At 45.6% G+C, this 24,956-nt stretch carries 20 protein-coding genes; 11 read left to right on the plus strand and 9 right to left on the minus strand.

Annotated elements, in window-relative coordinates; all coding sequences use genetic code 11:
• Positions 1–362: 362 nt before the first annotated feature.
• Positions 363–593, minus strand: a complete 231-nt coding sequence (gene yidD, locus BUB43_RS03180; RefSeq protein WP_260200463.1) for a membrane protein insertion efficiency factor YidD — start codon at positions 591–593, stop codon at positions 363–365.
• 160 nt (positions 594–753) lie between these two features.
• Between yidD and BUB43_RS03185 the strand changes: the two genes are divergently transcribed.
• From BUB43_RS03185 to fsa, 3 genes are all read left to right on the plus strand, one after another.
• Positions 754–2,028 (plus strand): replication-associated recombination protein A, encoded by a 1,275-nt coding sequence (locus BUB43_RS03185; RefSeq protein ID WP_395858360.1) that lies wholly within the window; start codon positions 754–756, stop codon positions 2,026–2,028.
• A gap of 182 nt (positions 2,029–2,210) precedes the next feature.
• On the plus strand, positions 2,211–2,870 hold the full coding sequence (locus BUB43_RS03190; RefSeq protein WP_073178273.1) for a very short patch repair endonuclease: 660 nt from the start codon (positions 2,211–2,213) through the stop codon (positions 2,868–2,870).
• A 23-nt stretch (positions 2,871–2,893) separates the two neighbouring features.
• Complete coding sequence (gene fsa / locus BUB43_RS03195) at positions 2,894–3,550, plus strand: fructose-6-phosphate aldolase (RefSeq protein WP_073178275.1); 657 nt, start codon at positions 2,894–2,896, stop codon at positions 3,548–3,550.
• Positions 3,551–3,556: 6 nt separating this feature from the next.
• Here fsa and BUB43_RS03200 read toward each other — a convergent pair whose 3' ends face one another.
• Complete coding sequence (locus BUB43_RS03200) at positions 3,557–4,249, minus strand: class I SAM-dependent methyltransferase (RefSeq protein ID WP_073178600.1); 693 nt, start codon at positions 4,247–4,249, stop codon at positions 3,557–3,559.
• A gap of 131 nt (positions 4,250–4,380) precedes the next feature.
• On the opposite strand from BUB43_RS03200, the gene uvrA reads away from it, so the two are divergent.
• The 3 genes from uvrA (at position 4,381) to asnA (ending at position 12,067) form a co-directional block, all read left to right on the plus strand.
• Positions 4,381–7,173 carry an excinuclease ABC subunit UvrA gene (gene uvrA / locus BUB43_RS03205; RefSeq protein WP_073178277.1) on the plus strand — a complete coding sequence of 931 codons (2,793 nt, stop codon included), beginning with the start codon at positions 4,381–4,383 and terminating at the stop codon, positions 7,171–7,173.
• A 636-nt stretch (positions 7,174–7,809) separates the two neighbouring features.
• Complete coding sequence (gene ccsB, locus BUB43_RS03210; protein ID WP_073178278.1) at positions 7,810–11,037, plus strand: c-type cytochrome biogenesis protein CcsB; 3,228 nt, start codon at positions 7,810–7,812, stop codon at positions 11,035–11,037.
• Between the two features lie 19 nt (positions 11,038–11,056).
• Complete coding sequence (gene asnA / locus BUB43_RS03215) at positions 11,057–12,067, plus strand: aspartate--ammonia ligase (RefSeq protein WP_073178280.1); 1,011 nt, start codon at positions 11,057–11,059, stop codon at positions 12,065–12,067.
• On the opposite strand, the gene BUB43_RS03220 is transcribed toward asnA, so the two are convergent.
• The 4 genes from BUB43_RS03220 to BUB43_RS03235 form a co-directional block, all read right to left on the minus strand.
• Positions 12,064–12,675, minus strand: a complete 612-nt coding sequence (locus BUB43_RS03220; protein ID WP_073178282.1) for an HAD family hydrolase — start codon at positions 12,673–12,675, stop codon at positions 12,064–12,066. The two genes, asnA and BUB43_RS03220, sit on opposite strands and share 4 nt — an antisense overlap.
• A 50-nt stretch (positions 12,676–12,725) precedes the next feature.
• Positions 12,726–13,529 (minus strand): polyphosphate kinase 2, encoded by an 804-nt coding sequence (gene ppk2, locus BUB43_RS03225; RefSeq protein WP_073178284.1) that lies wholly within the window; start codon positions 13,527–13,529, stop codon positions 12,726–12,728.
• 17 nt (positions 13,530–13,546) lie between these two features.
• Positions 13,547–14,398, minus strand: a complete 852-nt coding sequence (ppk2, locus tag BUB43_RS03230) for a polyphosphate kinase 2 (RefSeq protein WP_073178286.1) — start codon at positions 14,396–14,398, stop codon at positions 13,547–13,549.
• Positions 14,399–14,508: 110 nt separating this feature from the next.
• Positions 14,509–14,988 (minus strand): glycosyltransferase family protein, encoded by a 480-nt coding sequence (locus BUB43_RS03235; RefSeq protein WP_143154020.1) that lies wholly within the window; start codon positions 14,986–14,988, stop codon positions 14,509–14,511.
• A gap of 313 nt (positions 14,989–15,301) precedes the next feature.
• On the opposite strand from BUB43_RS03235, the gene BUB43_RS03240 reads away from it, so the two are divergent.
• Together BUB43_RS03240 and dnaK are read left to right on the plus strand one after the other, a co-directional pair.
• Positions 15,302–15,520 (plus strand): hypothetical protein, encoded by a 219-nt coding sequence (locus tag BUB43_RS03240; protein WP_073178289.1) that lies wholly within the window; start codon positions 15,302–15,304, stop codon positions 15,518–15,520.
• Positions 15,521–15,761: 241 nt separating this feature from the next.
• Positions 15,762–17,663, plus strand: a complete 1,902-nt coding sequence (dnaK, locus tag BUB43_RS03245; protein ID WP_073178291.1) for a molecular chaperone DnaK — start codon at positions 15,762–15,764, stop codon at positions 17,661–17,663.
• Positions 17,664–17,800: 137 nt separating this feature from the next.
• Here dnaK and BUB43_RS03250 read toward each other — a convergent pair whose 3' ends face one another.
• Entirely contained in the window at positions 17,801–19,171 is a 1,371-nt protein-coding gene (locus BUB43_RS03250) for a tetratricopeptide repeat protein (protein WP_073178293.1), read from the minus strand.
• 18 nt (positions 19,172–19,189) lie between these two features.
• Positions 19,190–21,847: a DNA gyrase subunit A gene (gene gyrA / locus BUB43_RS03255; protein ID WP_073178295.1), complete on the minus strand. Its 2,658-nt coding sequence runs from the start codon at positions 21,845–21,847 to the stop codon at positions 19,190–19,192.
• A 195-nt stretch (positions 21,848–22,042) separates the two neighbouring features.
• Here gyrA and BUB43_RS03260 point away from each other — a divergent pair, with 195 nt between their 5' ends.
• Complete coding sequence (locus BUB43_RS03260) at positions 22,043–22,357, plus strand: DUF4286 family protein (RefSeq protein WP_073178297.1); 315 nt, start codon at positions 22,043–22,045, stop codon at positions 22,355–22,357.
• Here BUB43_RS03260 and BUB43_RS03265 read toward each other — a convergent pair.
• Complete coding sequence (locus tag BUB43_RS03265; RefSeq protein WP_073178299.1) at positions 22,354–23,391, minus strand: acyl-CoA reductase; 1,038 nt, start codon at positions 23,389–23,391, stop codon at positions 22,354–22,356. The genes BUB43_RS03260 and BUB43_RS03265 overlap by 4 nt on opposite strands.
• Before the next feature lie 61 nt (positions 23,392–23,452).
• On the opposite strand from BUB43_RS03265, the gene BUB43_RS03270 reads away from it, so the two are divergent.
• Together BUB43_RS03270 and serC are read left to right on the plus strand one after the other, a co-directional pair.
• On the plus strand, positions 23,453–23,803 hold the full coding sequence (locus tag BUB43_RS03270) for a 4Fe-4S binding protein (RefSeq protein ID WP_073178301.1): 351 nt from the start codon (positions 23,453–23,455) through the stop codon (positions 23,801–23,803).
• A gap of 73 nt (positions 23,804–23,876) precedes the next feature.
• Positions 23,877–24,938, plus strand: coding sequence for a 3-phosphoserine/phosphohydroxythreonine transaminase (gene serC / locus BUB43_RS03275; RefSeq protein ID WP_073178302.1), 1,062 nt, complete (start codon positions 23,877–23,879; stop codon positions 24,936–24,938).
• Positions 24,939–24,956: the final 18 nt, after the last annotated feature.

Here is a 24,956-nt window from a genome sequence, read left to right on the forward strand (position 1 = left end):
GCTGAAGACCTTCTGCTGAAAGGTCTTTACCAAGAAAATTAAAATCTTTTGAGAGAGGCTGAAAACCTTTAACATAGAAATTCTCAAAAACGCGCGAAGTGTATGCTAAATTCTCCTCACTTCCCAAAAACAAATTGTCCTCATTCACGATCACCAGCGCATTCCGCGTCTCTTCATTCGGGAAATCGCTAAAGCGCGAATAATTTGTTGTAGAGAAAATTTTCACCGGAACCGTCTGATTATCAACAATGAGCCGGCCATCAGAAACACCTTCGGGATAAAGCTGCGCGGTAACTTTCAGGGAAAATACAATGCAGAATGCGGAAAGAAGTTTGAAGAGGAAATTTCTCATTTTCAGTGGTTTAATTTTTTGGAGGCACAGGATCATAGCCTTCCTTTCCGAAGGGGTGGCAGCGCGAAATGCGTTTCAGCCCAAGCCAAAATCCGCGGAAAGGCCCGTGAATCTCCACAGCCTGTAGCATATATTGCGAGCAGGTTGGCGTAAAGCGGCAGTTTTTCCCGAGCAAAGGCGATAGGAAAATCTGATAACCGCGAACAGCGGCTATAAGCGGAAAAGCGATAATTTTATTCAGTCGTTCCAATGCTTTGCAAAAATAAATTTTTCGGCGGAAATGGAAATTCCGAGTTTCGCGGGCTTTAAACTTGACTTAAATTCAGCCTTCAAAATTTCATTCGGCAAATATTCCGAAAATTTTAAAAAGCAATAATTTTGCTCAGTTTTAAATTCAGGTTTTGAGCAATATTCCTTTGGCAGAGCAGCTTCGGCCGAAATCTCTCGATGAAGTTATCGGGCAGGAACATTTGACGGGGAAAAGCGGCACCATCCGCAGAATGCTGGAAGGCGGCACGCTGAATTCGCTGATTTTCTGGGGTCCGCCGGGAACTGGAAAAACCACTCTGGCGGAAATAATTTCCGAACAATCGGGCAGGAAGTTTTTCAAACTTTCCGCGGTTTCCAGCGGCGTGAAGGATGTTCGCGATGTCATCGAGGAAGCCAAAAAGCAGAACCTTTTCTCAGGGCAGTCGCCAATTTTATTCATCGATGAAATTCATCGGTTCAACAAATCTCAGCAAGATTCCCTGCTGCACGCCGTGGAAAAGGGCTGGATCGTGCTCATAGGTGCCACTACGGAAAACCCGAGTTTTGAGATGGTATCCGCACTTTTATCGAGGTCGCAGGTTTACATCCTTAAATCGCTTTCGTATGAAAATCTGGAAGAGGTGGCGGAAAAAGCACTGGAAAAATTTAACCAAAATGAAAATTCGGCGTTTGTTTTAAGCGAAAAAGAAGCGCTGATCCAGGCTTCCGGCGGAGATGCACGGAAACTCATCAATTCCGTGGAACTAGTGCTGAACCAGTATAAAAATTCTAGCAAAAGGGAAATATCCAACGATGATGTGCTGGCGGTGCTGCATGAAACGATGGCGCTGTATGACAAAAACGGCGAGATGCACTACGATATAATTTCGGCGTTCATAAAATCCATCCGCGGTTCCGATCCGAACGCTGCGGTGTACTGGCTGGCACGGATGATTGCTGGCGGCGAAGACATTAAATTTATTGCGAGAAGGCTGGTAATTCTGGCGGCGGAAGACATCGGGCTTGCCAATCCTGATGCTTTGGTAATGGCCAACTCCTGTTTCCAGGCGGTGAATGTAATCGGCAATCCGGAAGCCCGGATTATCCTGAGCGAAACGGCGGTGTACCTTGCGGTTTCCCCGAAATCCAATTCCACCTACGCTGCGATAAACGAAGCCTTGGCATTTGTGAAAAAAACAGGAAATCTGCCAGTGCCGCTGCACCTGAGAAATGCGCCAACCAAGCTGATGAAGGATCTAGACTACGGCAAAAATTACAAGTATGCCCACGCACACGAAGGCAATTTCGTGGAGCAGGAATTTTTGCCAGGCGAAATTTCCGGCACGAAATTCTATGAGCCTGGAAATAATTCTAAGGAACTGAAAATCAAAGAAATGCTGGAAAGGAAATGGAAGGGTAAGTATTGAGGAAGAATAATTGATAAATGATGAGTGTTTTTTGAAAACACGATGACACAATATTTTTTAATCAGATAATTCGGTAAAACACTCTGACATAGAAAATTATAATGACTGATAAATATTCTGCTTAACCAAAAAACTCAGCCTTGTTTTTTACTTTGTAATTTTGCTTCGGCTATTAAATTAAAATGGACATCCTGAATCCGGAACAGCGGCGGAAAGCGATGCAAGGCAATAAAGCGACGGGCACCAAGATTGAAGTGCTGCTCGGTAAGGCAATGTGGGCGCAGGGCTTGTGGTACAGGAAGAATAACCGAAAAATAATCGGAACGCCAGACTTTACTTTTGCAAAATATAAAGTCGCGGTGTTTGCAGACGGGGATTTCTGGCACGGCAAAGATTGGGAAAAAAGGCGAAATAAAGTAGGTGCAAATGCCGGATTTTGGTACGATAAAATAGAGCGCAATATTGAGCGGGATTACAAGGTGACGAAGCAACTTTGCGAAAATGGATGGACGGTGCTGCGGTTTTGGGAAACGGAAATTCGGCAGGATGCTGATGAATGCGCACGAAAAGTAAAGGCCGCGATAGATTTGGCCAAAGAAAAAATAGCGGAAGAAAAACGGCTCTCGAAAATTTACCATAAAAAAATTTCCATACCGAACGAATGTGAGAAAAATGTGGTGCAGGAATTTCTCTCCACGGAAACTGAATTAAAGAAACGAGCCCTGAAAAAGAAGGCGGCGAAAAAAATGAAAACGCTGCTGCAGTACAAATATCCGGAAGAAAACATCACGATGGCTGTGGCGGAAGATGTGCTGAAATATGCGGTGCGAAAGGAAAAGTAGGCTATCTTTGCAAAAAATCTGCTATGAAATTTTTTATCGATACGGCAAATCTTGAGCAAATCCGTGAAGCGCAGGAACTGGGAATCTTGGACGGCGTAACCACCAATCCTAGCCTGATGGCAAAGGAGGGCATCCAGGGAAAGGCCGCCATTCTGCAGCGTTACAAAGATATTTGCGAAATTGTGGACGGCGATATTTCTGCCGAAGTGCTTTCCGTAGATTTCGACGGAATGGTGCGTGAAGGCGAAGAACTTGCCGCACTTCATGAAAATATCGTGGTGAAAATCCCAATGGTGAAGGACGGCATTAAGGCGCTGAAATATTTTTCGGACAAAGGCATCCGCACGAACTGCACCCTGATTTTTTCGCCCGGGCAGGCACTTCTTGCCGCGAAAGCCGGTGCCAGCTATGTTTCGCCGTTTATGGGTAGGCTGGACGATATTTCGGTGGATAGCCTGAAACTGATTGAAGACATCCGGCTGATTTACGACAATTATTATTTCGAAACGGAGATTCTTGCAGCGTCCATTAGAAACCCGATGCACATCATCCACTGTGCGAAAATCGGTGCAGATGTGATTACATCGCCGCTGCAATCGATATTGGCATTGCTTGCCCATCCTCTTACAGACAACGGTTTGGCAACTTTCGTGGCAGATTCCAAGAAGCTGGATTTTTAGCGAAAATCACTTCCGTACCAGCGAAGCGAGATACTGGAAATTCCCATCTTCCAAAATGATTTCGGGTTTCCAGCCGCATTTTTCGGCAATGTGGCTCATCATTTTTTTATCGATGTAGAGCCAACTGAACCAATCGGTAAACTGCGCGGCATATTCGTAGCGCACCGATGCCTGGCCGTAATAATGCGTGGGAAGCGGCGCCGTTTCGTACATATAAAGAATGTCGCAAGAATCAAAGAGGATTTTTCCGCCGCGTTCCAGCAGGCTTTCCGCTTTTTGCAGAAATTTCCGGAAACCTTCTAAATCACCGCAAATTCCGATGCCGTTCATCAGCAATAATATGGTGCCGAATTTTTCGGTGGGATTGATGCGGAAGAAATCTTCGCAAAGCACATTCCGAACGCCACGCCTTCTCATCACTTCGCAGGAATTTGGCGAAATTTCCAACGCTGAAACATCCGCAGAATTTTCCTGCAAATGTAGAGCGTGCGAGCCTGCACCTGCACCCACATCCAAGATTTTGCCGCTGCAAAGTTCCAGCGCCTTCTGCTCTATTTCAGGCATTTCATCGAATTTGCGGAAGTAAATTTCCACCGGCATTTCCGTAGGCACGCCAAATTTATCGTGCACGAAAAGTTCGGATTGCAAATTATTTTCGTAAAAATCTCTGATGGCAATTCCTGGGAGATCGGTTTTCATAAGTGATAGCTGATAAATGATAAGTTGCCAATATTTGATTAAGAGGAAAGTTCTCAGATCAATTATCAATCATCACTTATCAATTATAAAGTGCAAAGATAATGCGTAATTTTGCAAGTCTTACTCACACAATGGCAGCACCGAAAGCAATCGATATTAAAAAGGAAATCTTCGTAAAGAATGCGCACCTTAACAACCTGAAACACATAGATGTACGCATCCCGAAGAACAAATTAATCGTGATAACCGGCGTTTCCGGTTCGGGAAAATCTTCCCTGGCTTTCGATACCATTTACGCCGAAGGCCAGCGCAGATATGTGGAAAGCCTGAGCTCTTATGCTCGGCAGTTTTTAGGCAAGCTGGAAAAACCGAAGGTAGATGACATCAAAGGCCTGGCACCGTCCATCGCCATTCAGCAGAAGGTCATTTCTTCCAATCCGCGCTCTACGGTGGGCACTTCCACGGAAATCTATGATTATCTGAAACTGCTTTTCGCAAGGATTGGGCGTACTTTCTCGCCAATTTCCGGTGAAGAGGTTCGGAAGGATTCTGTGAGCGATGTGATTGATTTCATCAAAAAATCGAAGGGTGAAAATTTCCTATTGAGAGCGCCGCTAAACTACGATGCCAAGGATTTTAAAACCACGCTGAACTCGCTGAAAGTGTCAGGTTTCACACGGCTGGAAATTGGGGGAAACATTGCCGGAATTGAAGACCTCGAAAGTTTCGGCTTCGTTCCAGAGGATGGGATGGAAATCCATTTGGTGATTGACCGGTTTTCTTTCGAAGAGGATGAAAATTTCCTGCAAAGGCTTGCCGATTCCATCCAAATGGCGTTCTACGAAGGCAGAGGCTTTCTCTCGCTGAAAAATGTGGAAAGCGGAAAAGTAACGGAATTTTCCAACAAATTTGAGCGCGACGGAATGGAATTTCTTGAGCCGAATGTTCATTTTTTCTCGTTCAACAATCCGTACGGTGCGTGTCCAACCTGCGAAGGCTACGGCAAAGTGATAGGCATAGATGAGGATCTGGTAATCCCGAACAAAAACCTTTCGGTGTATGAAGATGCGGTGGCTGCGTGGCGCGGCGAAACAATGAGCGAATGGAAAAGGGCGTTCATCCGAAAGGCTAAGGACTTCCCTATTCATAAGCCTTACCACGAATTAACAAAAGAGCAGAAACAGTTTCTTTGGCGTGGCGATAATTCAAGGAACTTCCCTTCGGTGAACAATTTCTTCAAAATGCTGGAAGAAAATTTGTACAAAATACAATACAGGGTAATGCTTTCGCGCTACCGCGGAAAAACGGAATGCCCTGATTGTGAAGGCCTTAGGCTGCGCAAAGAAACCGAATGGGTAAAAGTGGACGGGCACAACATCCAAAGCCTGATAGAACTGCCGCTAGATGAGCTTCAGCCCGTAATCCAAAATTTGAAACTCACAAGACACGAGCAGGAAATAGCGAAAAGGCTACTCTACGAAATCACCACACGGCTTGATTTTATGCTGAAAGTTGGGCTGGGCTACCTTACTTTGAACCGCACTTCCAACACGCTTTCCGGCGGAGAATCTCAGCGCATCAACCTTGCCACTTCGCTCGGAAGTTCGCTCGTCGGTTCCATCTACATCCTGGATGAGCCGTCGATTGGGCTGCATTCCCGTGACACAGAAAACCTGATTTCTGTGCTGAAAAGCCTGCGGGATTTGGGCAATACGGTGATTGTGGTGGAGCACGATGAAGATGTGATGCGTGCTGCAGATTACATCATTGACATTGGTCCGGAAGCTGGATATTTAGGCGGCGAACTGGTTTTTTCCGGAAATTTTTCTGAACTGAAAAAAGCGGACACGCTCACTTCAAAATATCTGAACGGCGAGCTGGAAATAGAGGTGCCGAAAAAGCGTCGGAAACCGAAGGATTTTATCACGATAAAAGGCGCGCGGCAAAACAACCTGAAGAATGTGGGCGTGGAAATTCCGCTTCAGGTTTTTACCGTGGTAAGCGGCGTTTCGGGTTCAGGAAAATCTACGCTGATAAGGGAGGTGCTCACCAATGCCGTGAAAATTCAGCTGGGATTAGGCGGCAAGAAGACGGACTATGATTCGGTGGAATTCCCGAAAAACCTGGTGAAAAACCTGGAGGTTATCGACCAAAACCCAATCGGGAAATCTTCGCGTTCCAACCCGGTGACTTACCTGAAGGCCTATGATGAAATTCGGGACCTTTTCGCAAAGCAGAAATCGGCGAAACTTCTGGGACTGAAGGCGAAGCATTTCTCTTTCAATGTAGACGGCGGGCGGTGCGACGAGTGCAAAGGCGAAGGCGTAATAACCGTACCGATGCAGTTTATGGCGGATATTGAGCTGGAATGCGAAAGCTGCAAGGGTACGAGATTTAAAAGCGAAATTCTGGAGGTGAAGCTGGACGGGAAAAACATCGCCGAAATTTTGGATATGACAGTGAACGAAGCGCTGGAATTTTTCGCGGATTTGCAGGAAGAAAAAATCGTGACGAAACTGAGACCTCTGCAGGAAGTTGGGTTGGGCTACCTGAAATTAGGGCAAAGTTCCAGCACGCTTTCCGGCGGTGAAGCGCAGCGCGTAAAGCTGGCATCCTTCCTGGTGAAAGGCGTAACGACGGAGAAGACGCTGTTTATTTTCGACGAGCCTTCTACCGGGCTGCATTTTCACGACATTCAGAAACTGCTGAAATCGCTGCAGGCTCTGGTGGATTTAGGGCATTCAGTGGTGGTGATTGAGCATCATCCGGATATTATTAAATCGGCAGATTTTGTGATTGACATAGGGCCTGAAGCCGGAAAGCACGGCGGCGAAATTGTTTTCGAAGGGACGCCGGAAGATTTGGCGAAGGATAAAAAATCTCTGACGGCAAAATATATTTTGGAGAAATTAAAAGACAAATAGTTGGAAATCAGATTGTTGCAAATCTGTACAAGAATTTCTTAATTTCCCATTTTTCAATCATTTAATGTAAAATCCTGAAAATCAGTTATTAACAAATTTTTGTGGAAAAGCTGTGAAACTTAACATTCCGTTTATATTGGATTGGAAATTTATACCTACCTTTACGATGTAAAAAATTGAGAAGGTGAAAGCCATTCCGATTTCTAAGTTTGAAACAGCGTTTAAATTTAGCATAAAAATTTAAGGGAAGCATCGTCGGCTTCCCTTTTTTCGTGGGTGTTTAACTTTTAAAAAATGAGATGTTCTTATCTACCGAATCCGCCTGAATGGGCGGATTCTGGTTTTATAGAGATACAAGATTTGAGAGCCTAGATTTAACCACAGAGCCATAGAGTTTGTTTTTTAATCCTCGTAATAAGAACACTGCAAATGACTTCTGTAATTTTTATTTCACCACTGATACACAGAGTTTGTTTTTTTAACCCTCGTAAAAACACTGAGAACACGGCGATTAACTCCTAAAATTTTTCAACACAGAGGCACAGTTTTTTTTAAACTCAACCTTAATCTTAAACTTAATCTTAACCTTAACCTCATTCCAAGCCTTTACCTAAAACTTCTTATTTTTGCAGTTCTATGAAAAAAATTCAGGAAATCCTTGTCTCTACAAGAACGATGGCGGTGCTTCTGGTAGTGTACGCCGTAGCAATGGCGGTGGCCACATTCATTGAAAACGATTACGGTACGCCCACTGCAAAAGCGCTCATCTACGAAGCCAAATGGTTCGAATTTCTAATGCTGCTGCTCATCCTGAATTTCCTGGGCAACATCGGCCGCTACCAGCTTTGGCGGCGCGAAAAATGGCCTGTACTTGCCTTCCACCTTTCCTTCATACTGATATTTCTTGGCGGTGCCATCACTCGGTACATCAGCTATGAAGGTATTATGCATATCCGTGAAGGCGAAACTTCCAACGAAATCATCACCGATAAACATTTCTTCAAAATACAGGTGGAAGAGAACGGCGATGTGCTGAATTACAAGGACTTACATTACATAATGTCGCCGCTTCATCACAACTTCAAGGCGAAATACAATTTCCACGATAAAAAGATTTCCGTAAAGGCGCTGGATTATGTTCAGCGGAAAAAGGACAGTTTGCTGGCGGATAAGGATGGCATTGAATACCTGCACTTCGTGATTGCCGGCGAAAACGGCCGTGAAAATCATTACATCCGCAGCGGCGAAAGCCAAAGCGTGAACGGGATGCTCATCACTTACAACAGGCCGATTGACGGTGCGGTGGAATTCCGGAAGGACGGCGAAAACCTGATGATAAAAACGCCGCAGGATGCGCAATATATGGTGATGGCCACGCAAACTGAAGGTGCCACGAAGAAAGACGAATACCAGCCTTTGATGCTGCGAAGCCTCTACACCATAGGAGATTTGAGAATTGTGGTGCCGGAAGGCCTAAAGACTGGAACCGTGAAAGCCTTCGAAGGCGATAAGGTGAAGGATGCTAACCTGCCCGACCAACTGACGGTGGAAGTGAGCGGCCCGAAAAGCAAGCAAATCGTAAATCTTCCTGTGGAAAAGGGCAACCCAAATCTTTTCAAGCAAATCAACCTGGATGGGATGAATGTAATGCTGGGCTTCGGGCCGAAAGTTTACCACACACCATTTGCCATAAAGCTTGACGATTTCGTGATGGAAACCTACCCTGGCAGCAATTCGCCGAGCGCCTTTGAAAGCCACATCAAAGTCATTGACGAAGGCAAGGAAATGCCGTACAAAGTCTATATGAACAATGTGCTGGATTACAAGGGATACCGCTTCTTTCAGGCGAGCTTCGACAGCGACAGGAGAGGCACGGTGCTTTCCGTAAACCACGATTACTGGGGCACTTTGATAACCTACATTGGCTACGCCGTTTTATTTATTTCGATGTTTTTAATTTTCTTCTGGAAAGGCACGCAATTCTGGAAACTGAACAAGACGCTGAAAGACATCAGCCGGAAAAAAGCGGCAGCAGCACTGGCTTTGCTGATGAGCATCCAGCTTTCTGCACAAAAAATTGAAACGCACGGCACCGATGATGGCAGCGGCACATCCCGCATCGCAGAACGCGAACACACGCACACCGCACCTACAAATACTGCCCCACCACTGACGAAGCTGCGCACTATTTCTGCGGATGAAATTATACAGTCAGTGAGAATTCCGAAAGAACATGCGGACAAATTTGGCTACCTGCTCGTTCAAAATATTGAAGGGAGAATCGTCCCTATCAACACACAGGCAATTGATGTTCTGAGAAAACTTTACAAAAAAGATAATTTTAAAGGTACGAATGGAAAAAAATTAACCCCAGAGCAGTGGTTCCTTTCTATAAATACAGACACGCCGAGCTGGACGATGGTGCCGATGATAAAAGTGGGCTCTAAAGGCGGCGAGGAACTGAGGAGAAAAACCCGCGCCAATGAGGAGGGCTACACCTCGCTTATGAACCTCTTCCCTACCGATGCGGAAGGGAATCTGCGCTATGTTTTGGAAGATGATTACAACGCTGCTTTCCAAAAGAAGATGGCGGAGCAGAGCAATTATGACAAGGAAGTAATTGCGCTAAATGAGCGTGTGCAGATTTTCAATGAATTTTTCAGCGGACAGCTAATGCGAATAGTTCCTGTGAAAAACGATCCCAACCATCGCTGGAACTCCTGGCTTGATGAGAAATTCGAGCCGGATATGGAATCCCAGCAAATTATGGGGCCGTATTTTGCTGAAATTCTTGAGGCGCAGAAAAGCGGCAGCTGGCAGCAGGCGGACATTGAATTAAAAAAACTCTCTGACTATCAGCAGAAATGGGGGAAAAATGTAGTACCGGCAAAATCCAAAGTGGATTTGGAAGTTTTCCTGAACAAGGTGAACATTAATTTTAAACTGCTGATTTTCTACACCTTTGTTGCAATTCTTTTGGTGGTGCTCGGTTTTGTGGAATTATTCCACCCGTCGAAAATTTTGGATAAGGCGATTAAAACCATCATCATCGTAGGCTGCATAGGCTATGTTCTGCAGTTTCTGGGGCTGATCGCACGGTGGTATATTTCCGGGCACGCACCTTGGTCGAACGGTTACGAAGCCATCATCTTCATTTCGTGGGTTGGCATCACGGCAGGCCTGGTGCTTTACCGAAATTCCAACGCGCTAATTCCTGCGGCAGGATTTTTGGTAGCGGTAATTATGATGGGCTTTGCGCACGGTGGCTCCGCTCTGGATCCGCAAATTACGCCGCTCGTTCCGGTGCTGAAATCGTACTGGCTCATCATCCATGTGGCGATAATCACGGCAAGTTACGGTTTCTTCGGACTGTCCTTTGTGATTGCCATTATTTCCCTGATTTTCTACATTTTAGCAGATAAAAATTTGTTCAAAAAACACCACAGCACCACGATCCGCGAGCTGACGATAGTTTCGGAAATGTCACTAACCATCGGGCTTTACGCACTTACGGTCGGTACTTTTCTCGGCGGAATCTGGGCAAATGAATCTTGGGGAAGGTATTGGTCTTGGGACCCTAAAGAAACCTGGGCTTTTATCTCCGTGATGGTTTACGCCTTCGTCCTGCATATGAGGCTGGTGCCCGGTTTGCGCGGCAGGTGGGCATTCCATGTAGCCTCAATGGTCGCGATTTCCTCAATCATTATGACTTATTTTGGGGTAAATTATTATCTCTCAGGGCTGCATTCCTATGCCAAAGGCGATCCAGTGCCCGTGCCGCTCTGGGTATATCTGGGCATTGCCGGGATGATTTTGGTCACCATTTTTTCAGGGTTAAAATTCAGAAGATTGAATAACAAATAATATTTGTCGTGATCTGAATATGAAGCACATCATCATTCCTGAATCCTACAGGAGCGACACCGATCTTTACCGCACTCAGCATCTTATCAAGCTGATTAAGGATTTTTTTCAGATCAATCTCGCCCACAATCTTAATCTGAAAAGGGTGAGTGCGCCGCTCTTCGTGGCGTCGGATTTAGGTTTAAATGACAATCTTAGCGGAAATGAGCAGCCTGTAAATTTCACACTGCCTAATGCCGGAGAGCAGTCGCTTGAGATTGTTCATTCCCTAGCAAAATGGAAGCGTGCCGCCCTGAAGCGTTATAATTTTCAACCGTACGAAGGGCTTTATACCGATATGAATGCCATACGCCGCTGCGAAATTCCGGACAATACCCATTCTTTTTATGTGGATCAATGGGATTGGGAAAAGATCATCCTGCCAGGTGACCGCAATTTGGATTTTCTTAAAAACACGGTGGACGCAATTTTCCGCACACTGAAAGCATTGGATGAATACCTGAACCATTTTGTGCCTGGTCGGAGAAAACTGCTTGATGACGAGATTTACTTCATCACGAGTGAGGAACTACTTCAGAAATACCCCAACCTTAGTCCCGAAAAGCGAGAGCGGGAAATTACAAAAGAAAAAAAGGCTGTATTCCTGATGCAGATCGGTGCACCGCTCAGCCACGGAGAGCCGCACGGCAGCCGCGCCCCAGACTACGACGATTGGCTGCTGAACGGAGACATTCTAGTATACAACCCCGTGCTGGACGATGTGCTGGAGCTTTCCTCTATGGGCATACGCGTAGACGGAGATTCTTTGAGCTATCAGCTGAAAGCAGGCGGAAACGAAGAACGAAAGAAACTGCCTTTCCACAGGGAACTCCTCCAAGGATCATTGCCGCAGACTATCGGAGGCGGGATCGGGCAATCCCGGCTGTGTATGTTTTTCCTTCAGAAGGCGCACATCGGCGAAGTGCAGGCATCCTACTGGCCTGAGGAAATGCGCGAATATCTGGAAAAAAAGGGAATCTTGCTGCTTTAAAACCGGACACCGAGTTTTTTCAGTTCTGATTCCAGGTCCGTTTCAGGTTTAATGTGAACGGTAAGGAATCCCAAGGCTTTTGCGGCAGCTATATTGGCTTCGTTATCATCGATGAACACCGATTCTTCCGCGGAAATATTGTAGCGGCTTAAAAGCAATTCCCAAATTTTCGGGTCGGGCTTTATCAGTTTTTCATCACCGGAAACCACGATTTTCCCGTCAAAAATTTTGAAAAAATCATAATTTTCAAGGGCGTACGGAAAAGTCTCGTTCGACCAATTTGTCAACCCAAATAACTGATAATCAGTATGTTTCAATTTTCTAAGGACTTCCACATTCTGCGGAATATCGGCTCTCAGCATCGTAGTCCAGTTATCATAATACGCCCGGATCTCCGCTTCCCACTCAGGATGCTGCGCCACCAGAAATTCCGTGCCTTCCTTCAGCGTTCGGCCCCTGTCCTGCTCCGCATTCCATTCATTATGAGCAACTTGCGTAAGGAAGTACTCCATTTTTTCATCATCATTAAAATGCGTCCGAAAAAAATATCGCGGATTCCAGTCCATCAGAACGCCGCCAAAATCGAAGATGATGTTTTTGATTGCCATAATTTCGTTTCTACAAAATTAAAAAACCTTCCGTTTCCGGAAGGCTGATATTACTCGAAAGGCTGATGTTTTATAGCCTCCAGATCTTTCACCTGGTACGGTATACTTTGCAGGATGTATTCCATAGCCTCCAGCCTTGCACGGCTTTTTCGATTGGCTTTCAGCACTTTCCACGGCGCAATTTCCGTGCTCGTCTGCTCAAACATCCGCTCCTTATACTCGGTGTATTTGTCCCAAAGTTCCAGCGCATTTCTGTCCACATCACTATACTTCCATTTTTTCAGCGGGCTATCGATGATTTCCGCAAAACGCTGTTCCTGTTCTTCCTTGGAAATCGAAAAATAAAGTTTCAGGATGTAAATTCCTGAGCCGATAAGCATAGCCTCGAAATCATTCACCTGAGCCATAAAAGTTTCGTACTCTTCCTGCGTGCAGAAGCCGTTCACAGGCTCTACCACAGCACGGTTATACCAGCTTCGGTCGAAAAACACAATCTCTCCAGCCTTTGGCAATTGATTGATGTACCGCTGAAAATACCACTGCCCCTGCTCTACCTCGTCCGGTTTTGGCAGCGCTACGGTTCGGTGCTGCCTTGGGTTCAGGTTTTCGGTAATTCTTCGGATGGCTCCGCCCTTTCCGGCGGCATCTCGGCCTTCAAAGATGATGACTACTTTCTGCTGATTTTCCACCACCCAATTCAGCAGCTTGATCATTTCTTCCTGAAGCTTACCCAGCCGCTTTTCAAACTTCACGAAACGGACGGCTTTTTCTGCATCCAGTTTGGAATTCTGAAGCAAGGCATAAAGTCCTTTTTTTGAATGCAATATTTTGAATTGTTCTTCTGTAATATTCATAATTGTTTGATAATCAGTTAGAAATCAATCTGCTGCACAGTCCTGAAATACCGCTGCACAACATTTGGATCAGGGTTTACATTCACCGGGCTCTCCGTTTTTCCGGTGTAAGGAAATTGTGACAAAACATAGCGAATGGCTTCCAGCCTGGCATCCAGCTTGTCATCAGATTTCACGATAACCCACGGTGAAAACGCATTGTGCGTTCTGCTGAACATTTGATCTTTGTAATAGGTAAAGGTATCCCAAAGTTCCTGCCCTTTTTCATCCACAGGGCTGTATTTCCAGCGTTTCAGCGGGTTTTTCAGCCTCCGGTTAAAACGGTAAAGCTGCTGATCTTTCGACACGGAAAACCAGAATTTGATAATCGTAGTTCCAGATTCGTACAGCATATGCTCAAACTCTGGAACCTGCACCATAAAGCTCTCGTATTGCTGTGGCGTGCAGAAGCCCATCACAGGTTCAACCACGGCACGGTTGTACCAGCTTCTGTCGAAAAACACGATTTCGCCTTCGTTCGGCAGCTCTTTGATGTAGCGGCTGAAGTACCACTGTCCGCGCTCCACATCGGTCGGCTTGTTCAGCGCCACCAATCGCATTTGCCGCGGATTCAGGTGCTCCATAAACCGCTTGATTGTGCCGCCTTTTCCGGAGGCATCCCTCCCTTCAAAAATTATCGCGATTTTCCGCTTGTTTTCCGCCGCCCATTTTTGGAAATTCACCAGCTGAGCCTGCAGCAGCCTCAGTTCTTCCTCGTAGCGCACCTTTTCCAGGACTTCCCCGTAGGTGGGCTCGTTGCTGTGCATTTCCAGGAGATTTAGCAGATCCTGCCTATTCTGCACTTTTTTTAGTTCATTAAAATCTATCATACATTCAAAAAAATCAATGTATAAATTTACGGAATCGCTTGCAGGAAATCAAATCCTTAAGTATGATTTATCGCAAGTTTAGGGCGAAACCTTTTAGACTCGGCCAGGTTTTAAAGGCCTCTATTGCGGTGCTTTTTAGCCTCATAAAGGGAATGCCCTCCCGTGAATACAACATCTGCTATGCGGAACAGCTCTTCTTCCAGCTCCTTTAGCTGGGGTGGCGCAAACCTGAATTTGGAGAGCTCGTCCATACTGTCATACACTGTAAACTGCGGCACAAGGTGCGAGGTGTATTCCACTGCCATCGGGGTATAGTACCAAATGCCGTAGCTGTCTATATTTCTTTCCGCTAAAAAATTATCCAATAAAGATGCAATGTTACCAGCATCAAAACCTTTATTTTCCGCATAAAATAGAGTAACTATTACCACACCGTCCTTTTCCTCTGTTAAAACAGCCTCACGCTCTGCGGGTTTTGGTTCCTCGAAATAATATAGTTTATACTTAGAAGTAAACCGGCTTAGCAGATGCTGCGGTCTCTGATACACGAAATTCCAACCTAGGTGGCTGAAACAAAGTAAGGAAATCATATAAGTTTCGTGAGAAATGTGGAAATTAATTATTAAGCCTGCTGAAGTTGCCCTTTTAGAGAGCCCAAAGGTAGAAATTATTATTATTTTCCACAAGTTTTATATGAGCGAGAAACTTGCCAAAATGCGGTGTGAAAAACCTTCGCTTTTTGCGTGGAGGTTGATTGGCTTTGCCAAATATAATAGCCTTCGAATGGCAAACTGTTAATAGCAATGAAAATTGTCCCACAAAAATGAGCTTCGTAGAAGCGAATCGAAACCCGATAGTTTTCAGTGAAAGTTTTATTTTAGCAAATGAAATTTTTGGGAAAATATGAAAGTAATCATTGAAGAAGCTGAAAGCGGTTTCTACGGTTTTGCGGAAGATGACAACATTGAGGATGCGCTTGCAACTTACGGTTGCACCGTCGAAGAATTGAAGGAAGATTTCAAAGAAGTTCTGGAAATAGTGATTCAGTCCAAAGAAAGGAATGGTGATTTGAAAGCCGCGGAATATTACAGAAACGCCGTTCCTGAATTTGTTTTTAAATAGAAACTTTACCAAAGATTTGAAACTTTACCAAAGTGCGATTTAAAAACTTCGCGTTTTTGCGTGGAAATTTATCGGCACCCATCTCATCAATTTTCACTTATCAATCATTAATTATAAAAAAATCTGCCAATTTGTCATAAGATTTTGCTTGGTATTATTTTCGTAATTTGGGATAGCGTCGAAACGATAGATCGGCAAAGTGTTTTAAACAAAATTTAAAAAACAAAAAATCCTAAATATTATGAGCAAAATAATCGGAATTGACCTGGGTACTACGAACTCGTGCGTTTCCGTAATGGAAGGCAAAGACCCTGTAGTAATCCCAAATGCGGAAGGCAAGAGAACTACGCCTTCCATCGTGGCTTTCACGGCAGACGGTGAGAGAAAAGTGGGAGACCCTGCGAAAAGACAGGCGGTAACCAACCCGAAAAACACCATCTATTCCATAAAGAGATTTATGGGCTCGGCGTTCAACCAAAACGAAGCGGACAAGGTGCCGTACGAAGTGAAAAAAGGTGCGAACGATACCGTGAAGGTGAAAGTTGATGACAGGGAATATACGCCGCAGGAAATTTCTGCGATGATCCTGCAGAAAATGAAAAAAACGGCGGAAGATTTCCTTGGGCAGGAAGTGAGCCGAGCGGTAATTACCGTGCCAGCCTACTTTAACGACAGCCAGAGACAGGCAACGAAGGAAGCGGGCGAAATCGCGGGGCTTACCGTTGAAAGAATCATCAACGAACCGACTGCCGCTGCACTTGCCTACGGCCTTGACAAAAATAATAAAGACCAGAAAATCGCAGTGTACGACCTTGGTGGAGGTACTTTCGATATTTCCATCCTGGATTTGGGTGATGGCGTTTTCGAAGTACTTTCCACGAACGGTGATACGCATCTTGGCGGTGATGATTTCGATGATGTAATCATCAACTGGCTTGCCGGCGAATTCCAAACCGAAGAAGGCGTGGATCTGAAGCAGGATGCCATAGCGCTACAGAGGCTGAAAGAAGCGGCGGAGAAAGCGAAAATCGAGCTTTCGGCTTCTACGCAAACGGAAATTAATTTGCCGTACATCACAGCTACAGCTTCCGGGCCGAAGCACCTTGTGAAAACTTTGACGAGGGCGAAATTCGAGCAGCTTTCCGCTGAATTGGTGCGCCGCTCTATGGAACCGTGTAAGAAAGCCTTGGAAGATGCAGGCCTGAAAACTTCTGACATCGATGAGGTGATTTTGGTGGGCGGTTCTACAAGAATCCCGATCATTCAGGAAGAAGTGGAGAAATTCTTCGGCAAAAAACCTTCAAAAGGCGTAAACCCTGATGAAGTGGTGGCCATAGGTGCTGCAATACAGGGCGGCGTATTGACGGGCGATGTGAAGGATGTGCTGCTATTGGATGTTACGCCGCTTTCTCTCGGCATCGAAACTATGGGCTCAGTGTTCACGAAACTCATCGAAGCGAACACCACTATCCCTACCAAAAAATCGGAAGTATTCTCCACAGCCAGCGACAATCAGCCTGCAGTAAGCATCCGTGTTGGCCAGGGTGAAAGGCCGATGTTCAACGATAATAAGGAAATCGGCAGATTTGATTTGACGGATATTCCGCCTGCACCAAGAGGTGTACCGCAAATTGAGGTAACTTTTGATATCGATGCAAACGGTATCCTTTCCGTTTCGGCGAAAGATAAGGGCACCGGTAAAGAGCAATCTATCAAGATTCAGGCTTCCTCCGGACTTTCCGATGATGAAATCGAAAGAATGAAGCGCGAAGCTCAGGAAAACTCTGCTGCCGATGCGAAGCGCAAGGAGGAAGCGGAAGTTTTCAACAAAGCGGACGGCCTGATTTTCCAGACTGAGAAGCAGCTGAAGGAATTTGGCGACAAGCTTTCCGCGGATAAAAAATCTGCGATTGAAGCTGCGGTTGCCGATTTGAAAACGGCCTTCGAAGCGAAGAATACGGACGATGTAAAAGCCAAAACCGAAGCGCTGGATGCAGCGTGGATGGCAGCATCTGAGGAGCTGTACGCTGCAGGTCAGCAGGCACAGGGCGCACCGGATATGAACGATATGGGCGGAAACCAAAACCCGAACAACGGCGGTGCAGACGATGTACAGGATGCTGATTTTGAGGAGGTTAGGTAAGTTAAGTAACCAATAATTACCAAATCGCTGTAAATAAAGCATTTACAGCGATTTTTAATTATTAAGATCTAAAGGATAAGTTAATTACAAAAAAACCGCAGGATTTTCTGCGGCTTTAATGTTTTTAATTGGTGGGACTACTTCTTTAGCGCTGCCTCTTTTTTCTTAAATTCTTCAAACTTCGCCTCATTCCGCGTTGATTGATATAGGCCTTTCAATGTAGTTACAACATCTAGGTTGTCCGGCTCCAGTTGATACCATTTCTCCGCATAAGGAATTGCCTTTCTGAAATTTTCCCGTCTTTGGTCTAAAACTTTATTCGCCGCGTCAGTTTTTCCGGCTTTCTTAAGCGCGTTGTAATTATCTACTGCTTTCTCGTCATCGCCCATTGCAAGAAAAGTCATACTCTGCAGAGCGGGAAGATAGTTCGGATTAATCTGCAACGCCTTCTGGAAAGACTGCTCAGCATCGTTTTTCATCGCCGGATCGTTGCTTTGCATCACGCCAAGATTGTACCATTTTTCAGGATCGTTCGGATCCGCTTGAAGCTGCGTTTTCAGACTTTGAATAAACTCGCTGGATCTGCCGCTCTTGTAATAGGAAAGCCCCTGTAGATTCAGCAGAACACTGTCATTCGGGAACTTTTTTAGCCCTGCATCGGCAAGCTTTGCAGCTTCATCAAAGCGCTGTGCATCGTAAAGATTTTTCACATTAGCCTGATAAAGTTCTTTCTGGATGTTTGGAGTTTTTTCAACTTTAAATTCTGTATAATCACTCTTGTCGGCAAGTTTTTTCTGTAGCTCAAAATTCGTCTTATCAAAGCTCTCTACCTTCCCAGATTTCTTATTCTTTGCAGTATAGATTGTGTTTTCTCCTGTATATCCAGACGCGATGAGGTCGTCGTAGATCTCTATGGCTGCATTATTGTTCCCCGCCGCGTTGTAAGAAACTGCTGCATTCATCAGATAAGTTTTATCATCGGAGCCCGCCGCTTTTAGCAAGTAGTAGGTTTCCTTAAATTTATCTCCTGCTACAGCATAGCTTTTATTGTTGTAAGCATCCACTGCAGCCTGGTTGGATTTGTTGAGCGCATCGTTTATTAGCGGTGCTACATTCATTTTCGGCTCGTAGGTTTCTTCTTTCAGCCCGGAAATTCCGGATCTGTCCGCAGCATCTTTTCCCACAAAATACACCCTATCCTTCCCGGATTTCCCGGCGTATATTTTGTTCGTTCTCAAATCATTGATTTTTGAAAGGTACTTTGCACCTTCTGCTGTTTTACCTTCATTCATCAGCGCGGAGCCCTTTGCGTAGTAGTACTGCTCCTGTACAGCCGGTTCTAGCATATAGATCCTGTCCCCCATTAATCCTTCAGCAGCGGAGATCTGCGCGCGGGCACCAGCAAAATCCTTGCTGTCCACACTTTTGGCAGCTGCCTGAATCTCTTTCTTTTGTCCGAAAGCCGTTGTCGCAGCCAGAACTGCGAGGCTTAAAAATGTTTTTTTCATTGTTTAATATTTTGGTTGTTAATTTTCTTCGTTGCTATCCTGTTCATTTTCAAGGCGTTTCAGCTCCTGCTCTTCCTCTTTTTCCGCCTTGCGAAGTTCTCTTTCGGTGCCTATGTTCGTCATCGAATTATCCCCAGTCATCGGCAAATCCGAAAATTCCGGGTGGGAAGAATCCACATTGCTGATGCCGTCCGCATTGGTTTCATCCGCATCTTCTTCCACTTCCTTATCCATTTCCACTTTGGCAATCGCCGCTATTTCATCGTCACCCTTCAGGTTGATGAGCCTCACGCCCTGGGTGTTTCTGCCCATCACGCGAAGTTCTTCCACGCCCATTCTTATTGCCACGCCAGATTTGTTGATAATCATCAGCCCATCATCATCCATCACATTCTGGAGGGCGATAAGGTCGCCGGTTTTATCGGTAATATTCAGCGTGATGACGCCTTTTCCGCCACGGTTCGTAATGCGGTAGTCTTCCACCGCAGTTCGCTTGCCGTAGCCTTTTTCCGAAACCACAAGAACGGTTTCATTTTCAACATCTTTCACAACAATCATACCAACCACAGCATCATCATCTTCCAACGAAATTCCGCGAACGCCGATGGAACCTCGGCCAACTTCCCGCACCTTTTCCTCAGGGAAGCGGATGCATTTTCCTTTCCGGGTGGCTATCATTATTTCGGATTCTCCGTTGGTAAGCCTTGCGCCAAGCAGTTCATCGCCCTCACGGATTTCAATCGCGTTAATTCCGTTCGTTCTCGGTCTGGAATAGGCTTCCAGCGAAGTTTTCTTGATGGTGCCGTTCTTGGTAATCATCACCACATTCATTTGGTTCACATATTCTGAATTGGTGAGATCGTCCGTCCTTATATAGGCCTTGATTTTATCGCCGGCCTCAATGTTGATAAGGTTCTGAATAGCCCTGCCCTTCGAAGTTTTCGAGCCTTCCGGGATTTCGAAGACTCTCAGCCAGTAGCATTTCCCTTTTTCGGTGAAGAACAGCATATACTGGTGGTTCGTCGCGGAAACGATGTATTCCAGGAAGTCTTCGTCCCGCGTTGTTGCGGCGCGGTTTCCTACGCCACCTCTGCTCTGGATTTTGTATTCCGAAAGCGATGTGCGCTTGATGTAGCCTGCGTGAGAAATCGTGAGCACCACGGTTTCATTCGGGATGAAATCCTCGATGGACATATCTCCGCCGGAAAAATCAATATCCGTTCTTCTTTCGTCGCCATACTTCTCCTTGATTTCCAGAAGTTCATCCTTGATGATTTGGTAGCGCCTTGCTTCACTGCTAAGGATGTCCTCCAGATCTTTGATGAGCGCCATAATCTCCTCATATTCCGCCCGGATTTTATCAAGTTCCATTCCGGTTAATCTTGCCAGGCGAAGATCCAGAATGGCCTGAGCCTGAATGTCGGAAAGTTCAAACTCTGCCATCAGGCCTTCCTTCGCTTCCTGCGGCGTTGCGGAGTGGCGGATGATGTAGATGGCCCTGTCCAAAGTATCCTGCGTGGCTATTACCCGCATAAATCCTTCGAGGATGTGGGCTCTTTCTTTGGCTTTTTTCAGTTCAAATTCCGTCCTTCTCGTCACAACTTCGTGGCGGTGTTCCACGAAGTGATGGATAATGTCCTTCAGGTTCAGCTGCTGTGGCCTGCCTTTTACCAGGGCAATATTATTCACGCTGAACGAAGTTTGCAGCGCGGTGTATTTAAAGAGAAGATTCAGCACAACATTTGGGATGGCATCGTGCTTCAGTTCGTACACGATTCTCAGACCCATCCTGTCCGATTCATCACGGATTTCGTGAATGCCCGGGATTTTTTCCTCCTTTACCAAATTGGAAGTGCGCTCAATCATTTCTGCCTTGTTCACCTGGTAAGGCACTTCGGTAACGATGATGGCATTTCTGCCGTGAACTTCCTCGAAGTTTACTTTGGCGCGCAGCACAATTCTTCCGCGCCCTGTGTGGAAGGCATCCCTCACACCATCGTAACCGTAGATGATTCCGCCGGTTGGGAAATCCGGTGCGATGATGTGCTTCATCAAATCATCGATGGAAATTTCGCGATCATCGATGTATGCGCAAATGGCATCTATGGATTCCGAAAGGTTGTGCGGCGCCATGTTGGTAGCCATACCTACCGCAATTCCGGAAGTTCCGTTCACCAGAAGGTTCGGGATTTTTGTGGGAAGAACACTGGGCTCCGTAAGGGAATCGTCAAAATTATTCTGGAAATCCACCGTTTCCTTATCCAGATCGGCAAGGATTTCATCGGAAATCTTCTTTAGCCTTGCCTCGGTGTACCGCATTGCAGCTGGCGGATCGCCGTCCATCGAGCCAAAGTTACCCTGCCCGTCAACCTGCGGATAACGGAGGCTCCACGGCTGGGCCATACGCACCATAGCATCATAGACAGAAGAATCTCCGTGAGGATGGTACTTACCGAGCACATCGCCCACGATTCTCGCCGATTTCAGATATTTCCTGTTGGAAAATACGCCAAGGCCATACATGCCGTACAAAACGCGGCGATGCACCGGTTTCAGGCCGTCCCTCACATCGGGAAGTGCCCGAGATACAATGACCGACATTGAATAATCAATGTAGGACGACTTCATTTCATCTACAATGCTGATGGGTATCAGCCTTTCTCCTTCTTTCTGCATAAATCCTGTAAATATGTGAGAATCAGCACTTTACACCGCTGATTAAAATCTCACCAAATTAATGCGCTAAAATACGAAAATTGTGGGATTAATTCTAAATTTGAGGATAGAGAGTTGATGTTTCCAACCTGAGATTCAATATTTGTAAATTTGAACCCTGAATTTTAATTTTAAACTCTACCCTAAAAGAAAAGAATGTCCATCATCAGCCTTACCTTCCACAGCATACCATCGATAGAAGCCGAATGGAAAGATTATGTGCAGACAACCCTGATACAACTCGCTGAAAACCTGTACGATGCAGAGCGCTACATACTTTCCGAAGTGGATAGCGAAATGATAAACGAAGGCAGCAATACCAACCTGCTTCTAATGTTTGCCAACGATGAGAAGCGCGAAGATTTTATGCTGAACGAATTTGAAAACATCAGGGAACGCATCGAATCCAAATTCGGCGACCAGGTGCTGATTTTCAAGACTTTCCTGAACGCTATGAAAATGCGGGTTTAATCCAATCCCGCCAAAAACCTCATCGTATCTACATTATCGGCGTAGGTTTCGAGCGATGGTTGCTGGGCTTCGCCGAATTTTACCATTGGGATTGTTAGTTGGAAATTGGAAACCACGGCCTGAATGTCCGTTTCGTTTTCCGTGATGAATTCCTCCACCTCCTGCAAATTTTCGTAGCGGGAAAAGTTCAAAACTGAAATCGGGCTGAAAAGGCCGGCCTCTTCGCGCAACATCACGAAATTATTATCCCAAAAATCATCGCGGTTCAGCAGGAAAATCGCCTTGTTGTAATCGTAGTTATTGGCATATTTATGATGGTTGATGATGTGGCCAAAAGGCATAAAATTTTCGAACAGCCTATTGATTTCGAATGACTTAGGAAGGAAAAGCCGCGTAACATTCCTGCAGCCCATCCCAAAATATTGGAAAATATCCCCCGCTAAATTCTGCAAATCGGCATCGGTTTCTTCGCCGGAAAGTACGGCAACGGAAGTGCGGTTTTTGCGGATAATTCTCGGCTTATCCTTGAAATAAAATTCCAGATAGCGCGCCGTATTATTACTTCCGGTGGCAATTACCGCATCAAAATCCTGCAGCTTTTCCACGATTTCGAACTGAACATCACCTTCGGAAAATTCCTGCCAAAGCTTCAGCAGGAAAGGTATCAGAAGCCGGTCTTTCGACGATAATTTTATGAGCGGAAAATTTCCCGAAAGAATGACGCAGATCACATCGTGAAAACCAACCATCGGAATATTTCCGGCAAGAATGAGCCCTACCCTTTTTCCGTGATTACGAAATTCATAATTTTCAAGCCAATTATTTAAATTTTCTTCATTCAATAGTTCTGCCCAGGAATTTAGCGCAAATCTTAGATTCTGCTGAGTAAACCACGGATTTTCAATCTCCGAACGCTGGAGAATTTCCGCAAAATCTTTCTGCTGAGCGCTGTACCCTGCTTCATCCGTCGTTAAAAATTTACCCAAAAAATCGCCCACCTTTGCCAAGGCTGAAACTTTCCCCTGCATTTCCATTGCTTAAAAATTGCCTATTTTTTCGTAATTTTGCGCAAATTTAAAACAATCCTAATCAAATATGGCCATTAAAATCACTGACGAATGCATAAATTGCGGAGCCTGCGAACCGGAATGCCCGAACAACGCCATCTATGAAGGTGCCGTGGATTGGAAGGCTTCGGACGGAACAAGTCTTCGGGGAACAGTGACTATGCCTTCGGGAAAAACGATAGATGCCGATGCTCCGCAGGAACCGGTGAGCGATGATTTCTACTTCATCGTTACGGATAAGTGCACCGAATGCAAAGGCTTCCACGAGGAACCGCAATGTGCGGCGGTATGCCCTGTGGATTGCTGCGTGCCTGACGAAAATCATATCGAGAGCGAAGACGCACTGCTACAGAAAAAAGCGTTCCTCCACGCAGAATAATTTACATTGCCCGGCAAATTCGTCTGGCATTTTTATTATCTTTACAAAAAGAAAAACCAAACACTATAATATTATGAAAAAACACAATTTCAGCGCAGGGCCCTGCATCCTGCCGCAAGAAGTTTTCCAAAAATCGGCGGAAGCCATCCTGGATTTCCACGGCATAGGGCTATCCCTGCTGGAAATCTCTCACAGAAGCAAAGATTTCCTACCGGTGATGGAAGAAGCGAGGGCCATCGTGAAACGCCTGATGAAGCTGGGCGATGATTACGAGGTGCTTTACCTTGGTGGCGGTGCAAGTATGCAATTTTGTATGGTGCCCTTCAACCTGATGAAAAAGGACGGCGGAAAGGCGGCCTACCTGGATACGGGAACCTGGGCGAACAACGCGATAAAGGAAGCCAAAAAGTTCGGAACGGTAGATGTGGTGGGCTCTTCCAAGGATGACAATTATAAATTCATCCCGAAAGATTACAAGGTGGGCAGCGAATACGACTACCTCCACTGCACATCCAACAACACAATCTACGGTACAGAAATGCACCAGTTTCCAGAGGTGGATTGCCCAATGGTTTGCGATATGTCGTCTGATATTTTTAGTAATGATAGGGATTACACGAAATTTGACCTGATGTATGCCGGTGCGCAAAAAAATATGGGACCAGCCGGCGTAACAGTAGTAGTCGTGAAAAAGGAAATTCTCGGGAAAAGCGGACGGGATATTCCATCAATGCTGGATTATCAGAAGCATATCGACAAAGATTCGATGTATAACACGCCGCCTGTTTTCCCAATCTATACCACCTTGCTTACGCTTCAGCATTTGGAAAACAACGGTGGCATCGAAGCGGCGGAAGAGCGCAACAAGCAGAAAGCGAAACTGCTGTACGATGAAATTGACAATAATGAAAACTTCGTCGGAATGGCGGCAAAAGAAGACCGTTCCTTGATGAATGTATGCTTCGACCTGACTGACCAATCCAAGAAGGAAGCCTTTGACAAACTCTGGAAGGATGCCGGAATTAACGGGCTGAACGGCCACAGAAGCATCGGTGGATACCGGGCGAGCATTTACAACGCACTTCCTTTGGAAAGCGTTCAGGTTTTGGTGGATGTTATGAAATCTTTAGATTAAAGCCTGAATTTTTGCGAA

The sequence above is a fragment of the Cruoricaptor ignavus genome, assembly GCF_900141665.1.
Classification (GTDB): domain Bacteria; phylum Bacteroidota; class Bacteroidia; order Flavobacteriales; family Weeksellaceae; genus Cruoricaptor; species Cruoricaptor ignavus.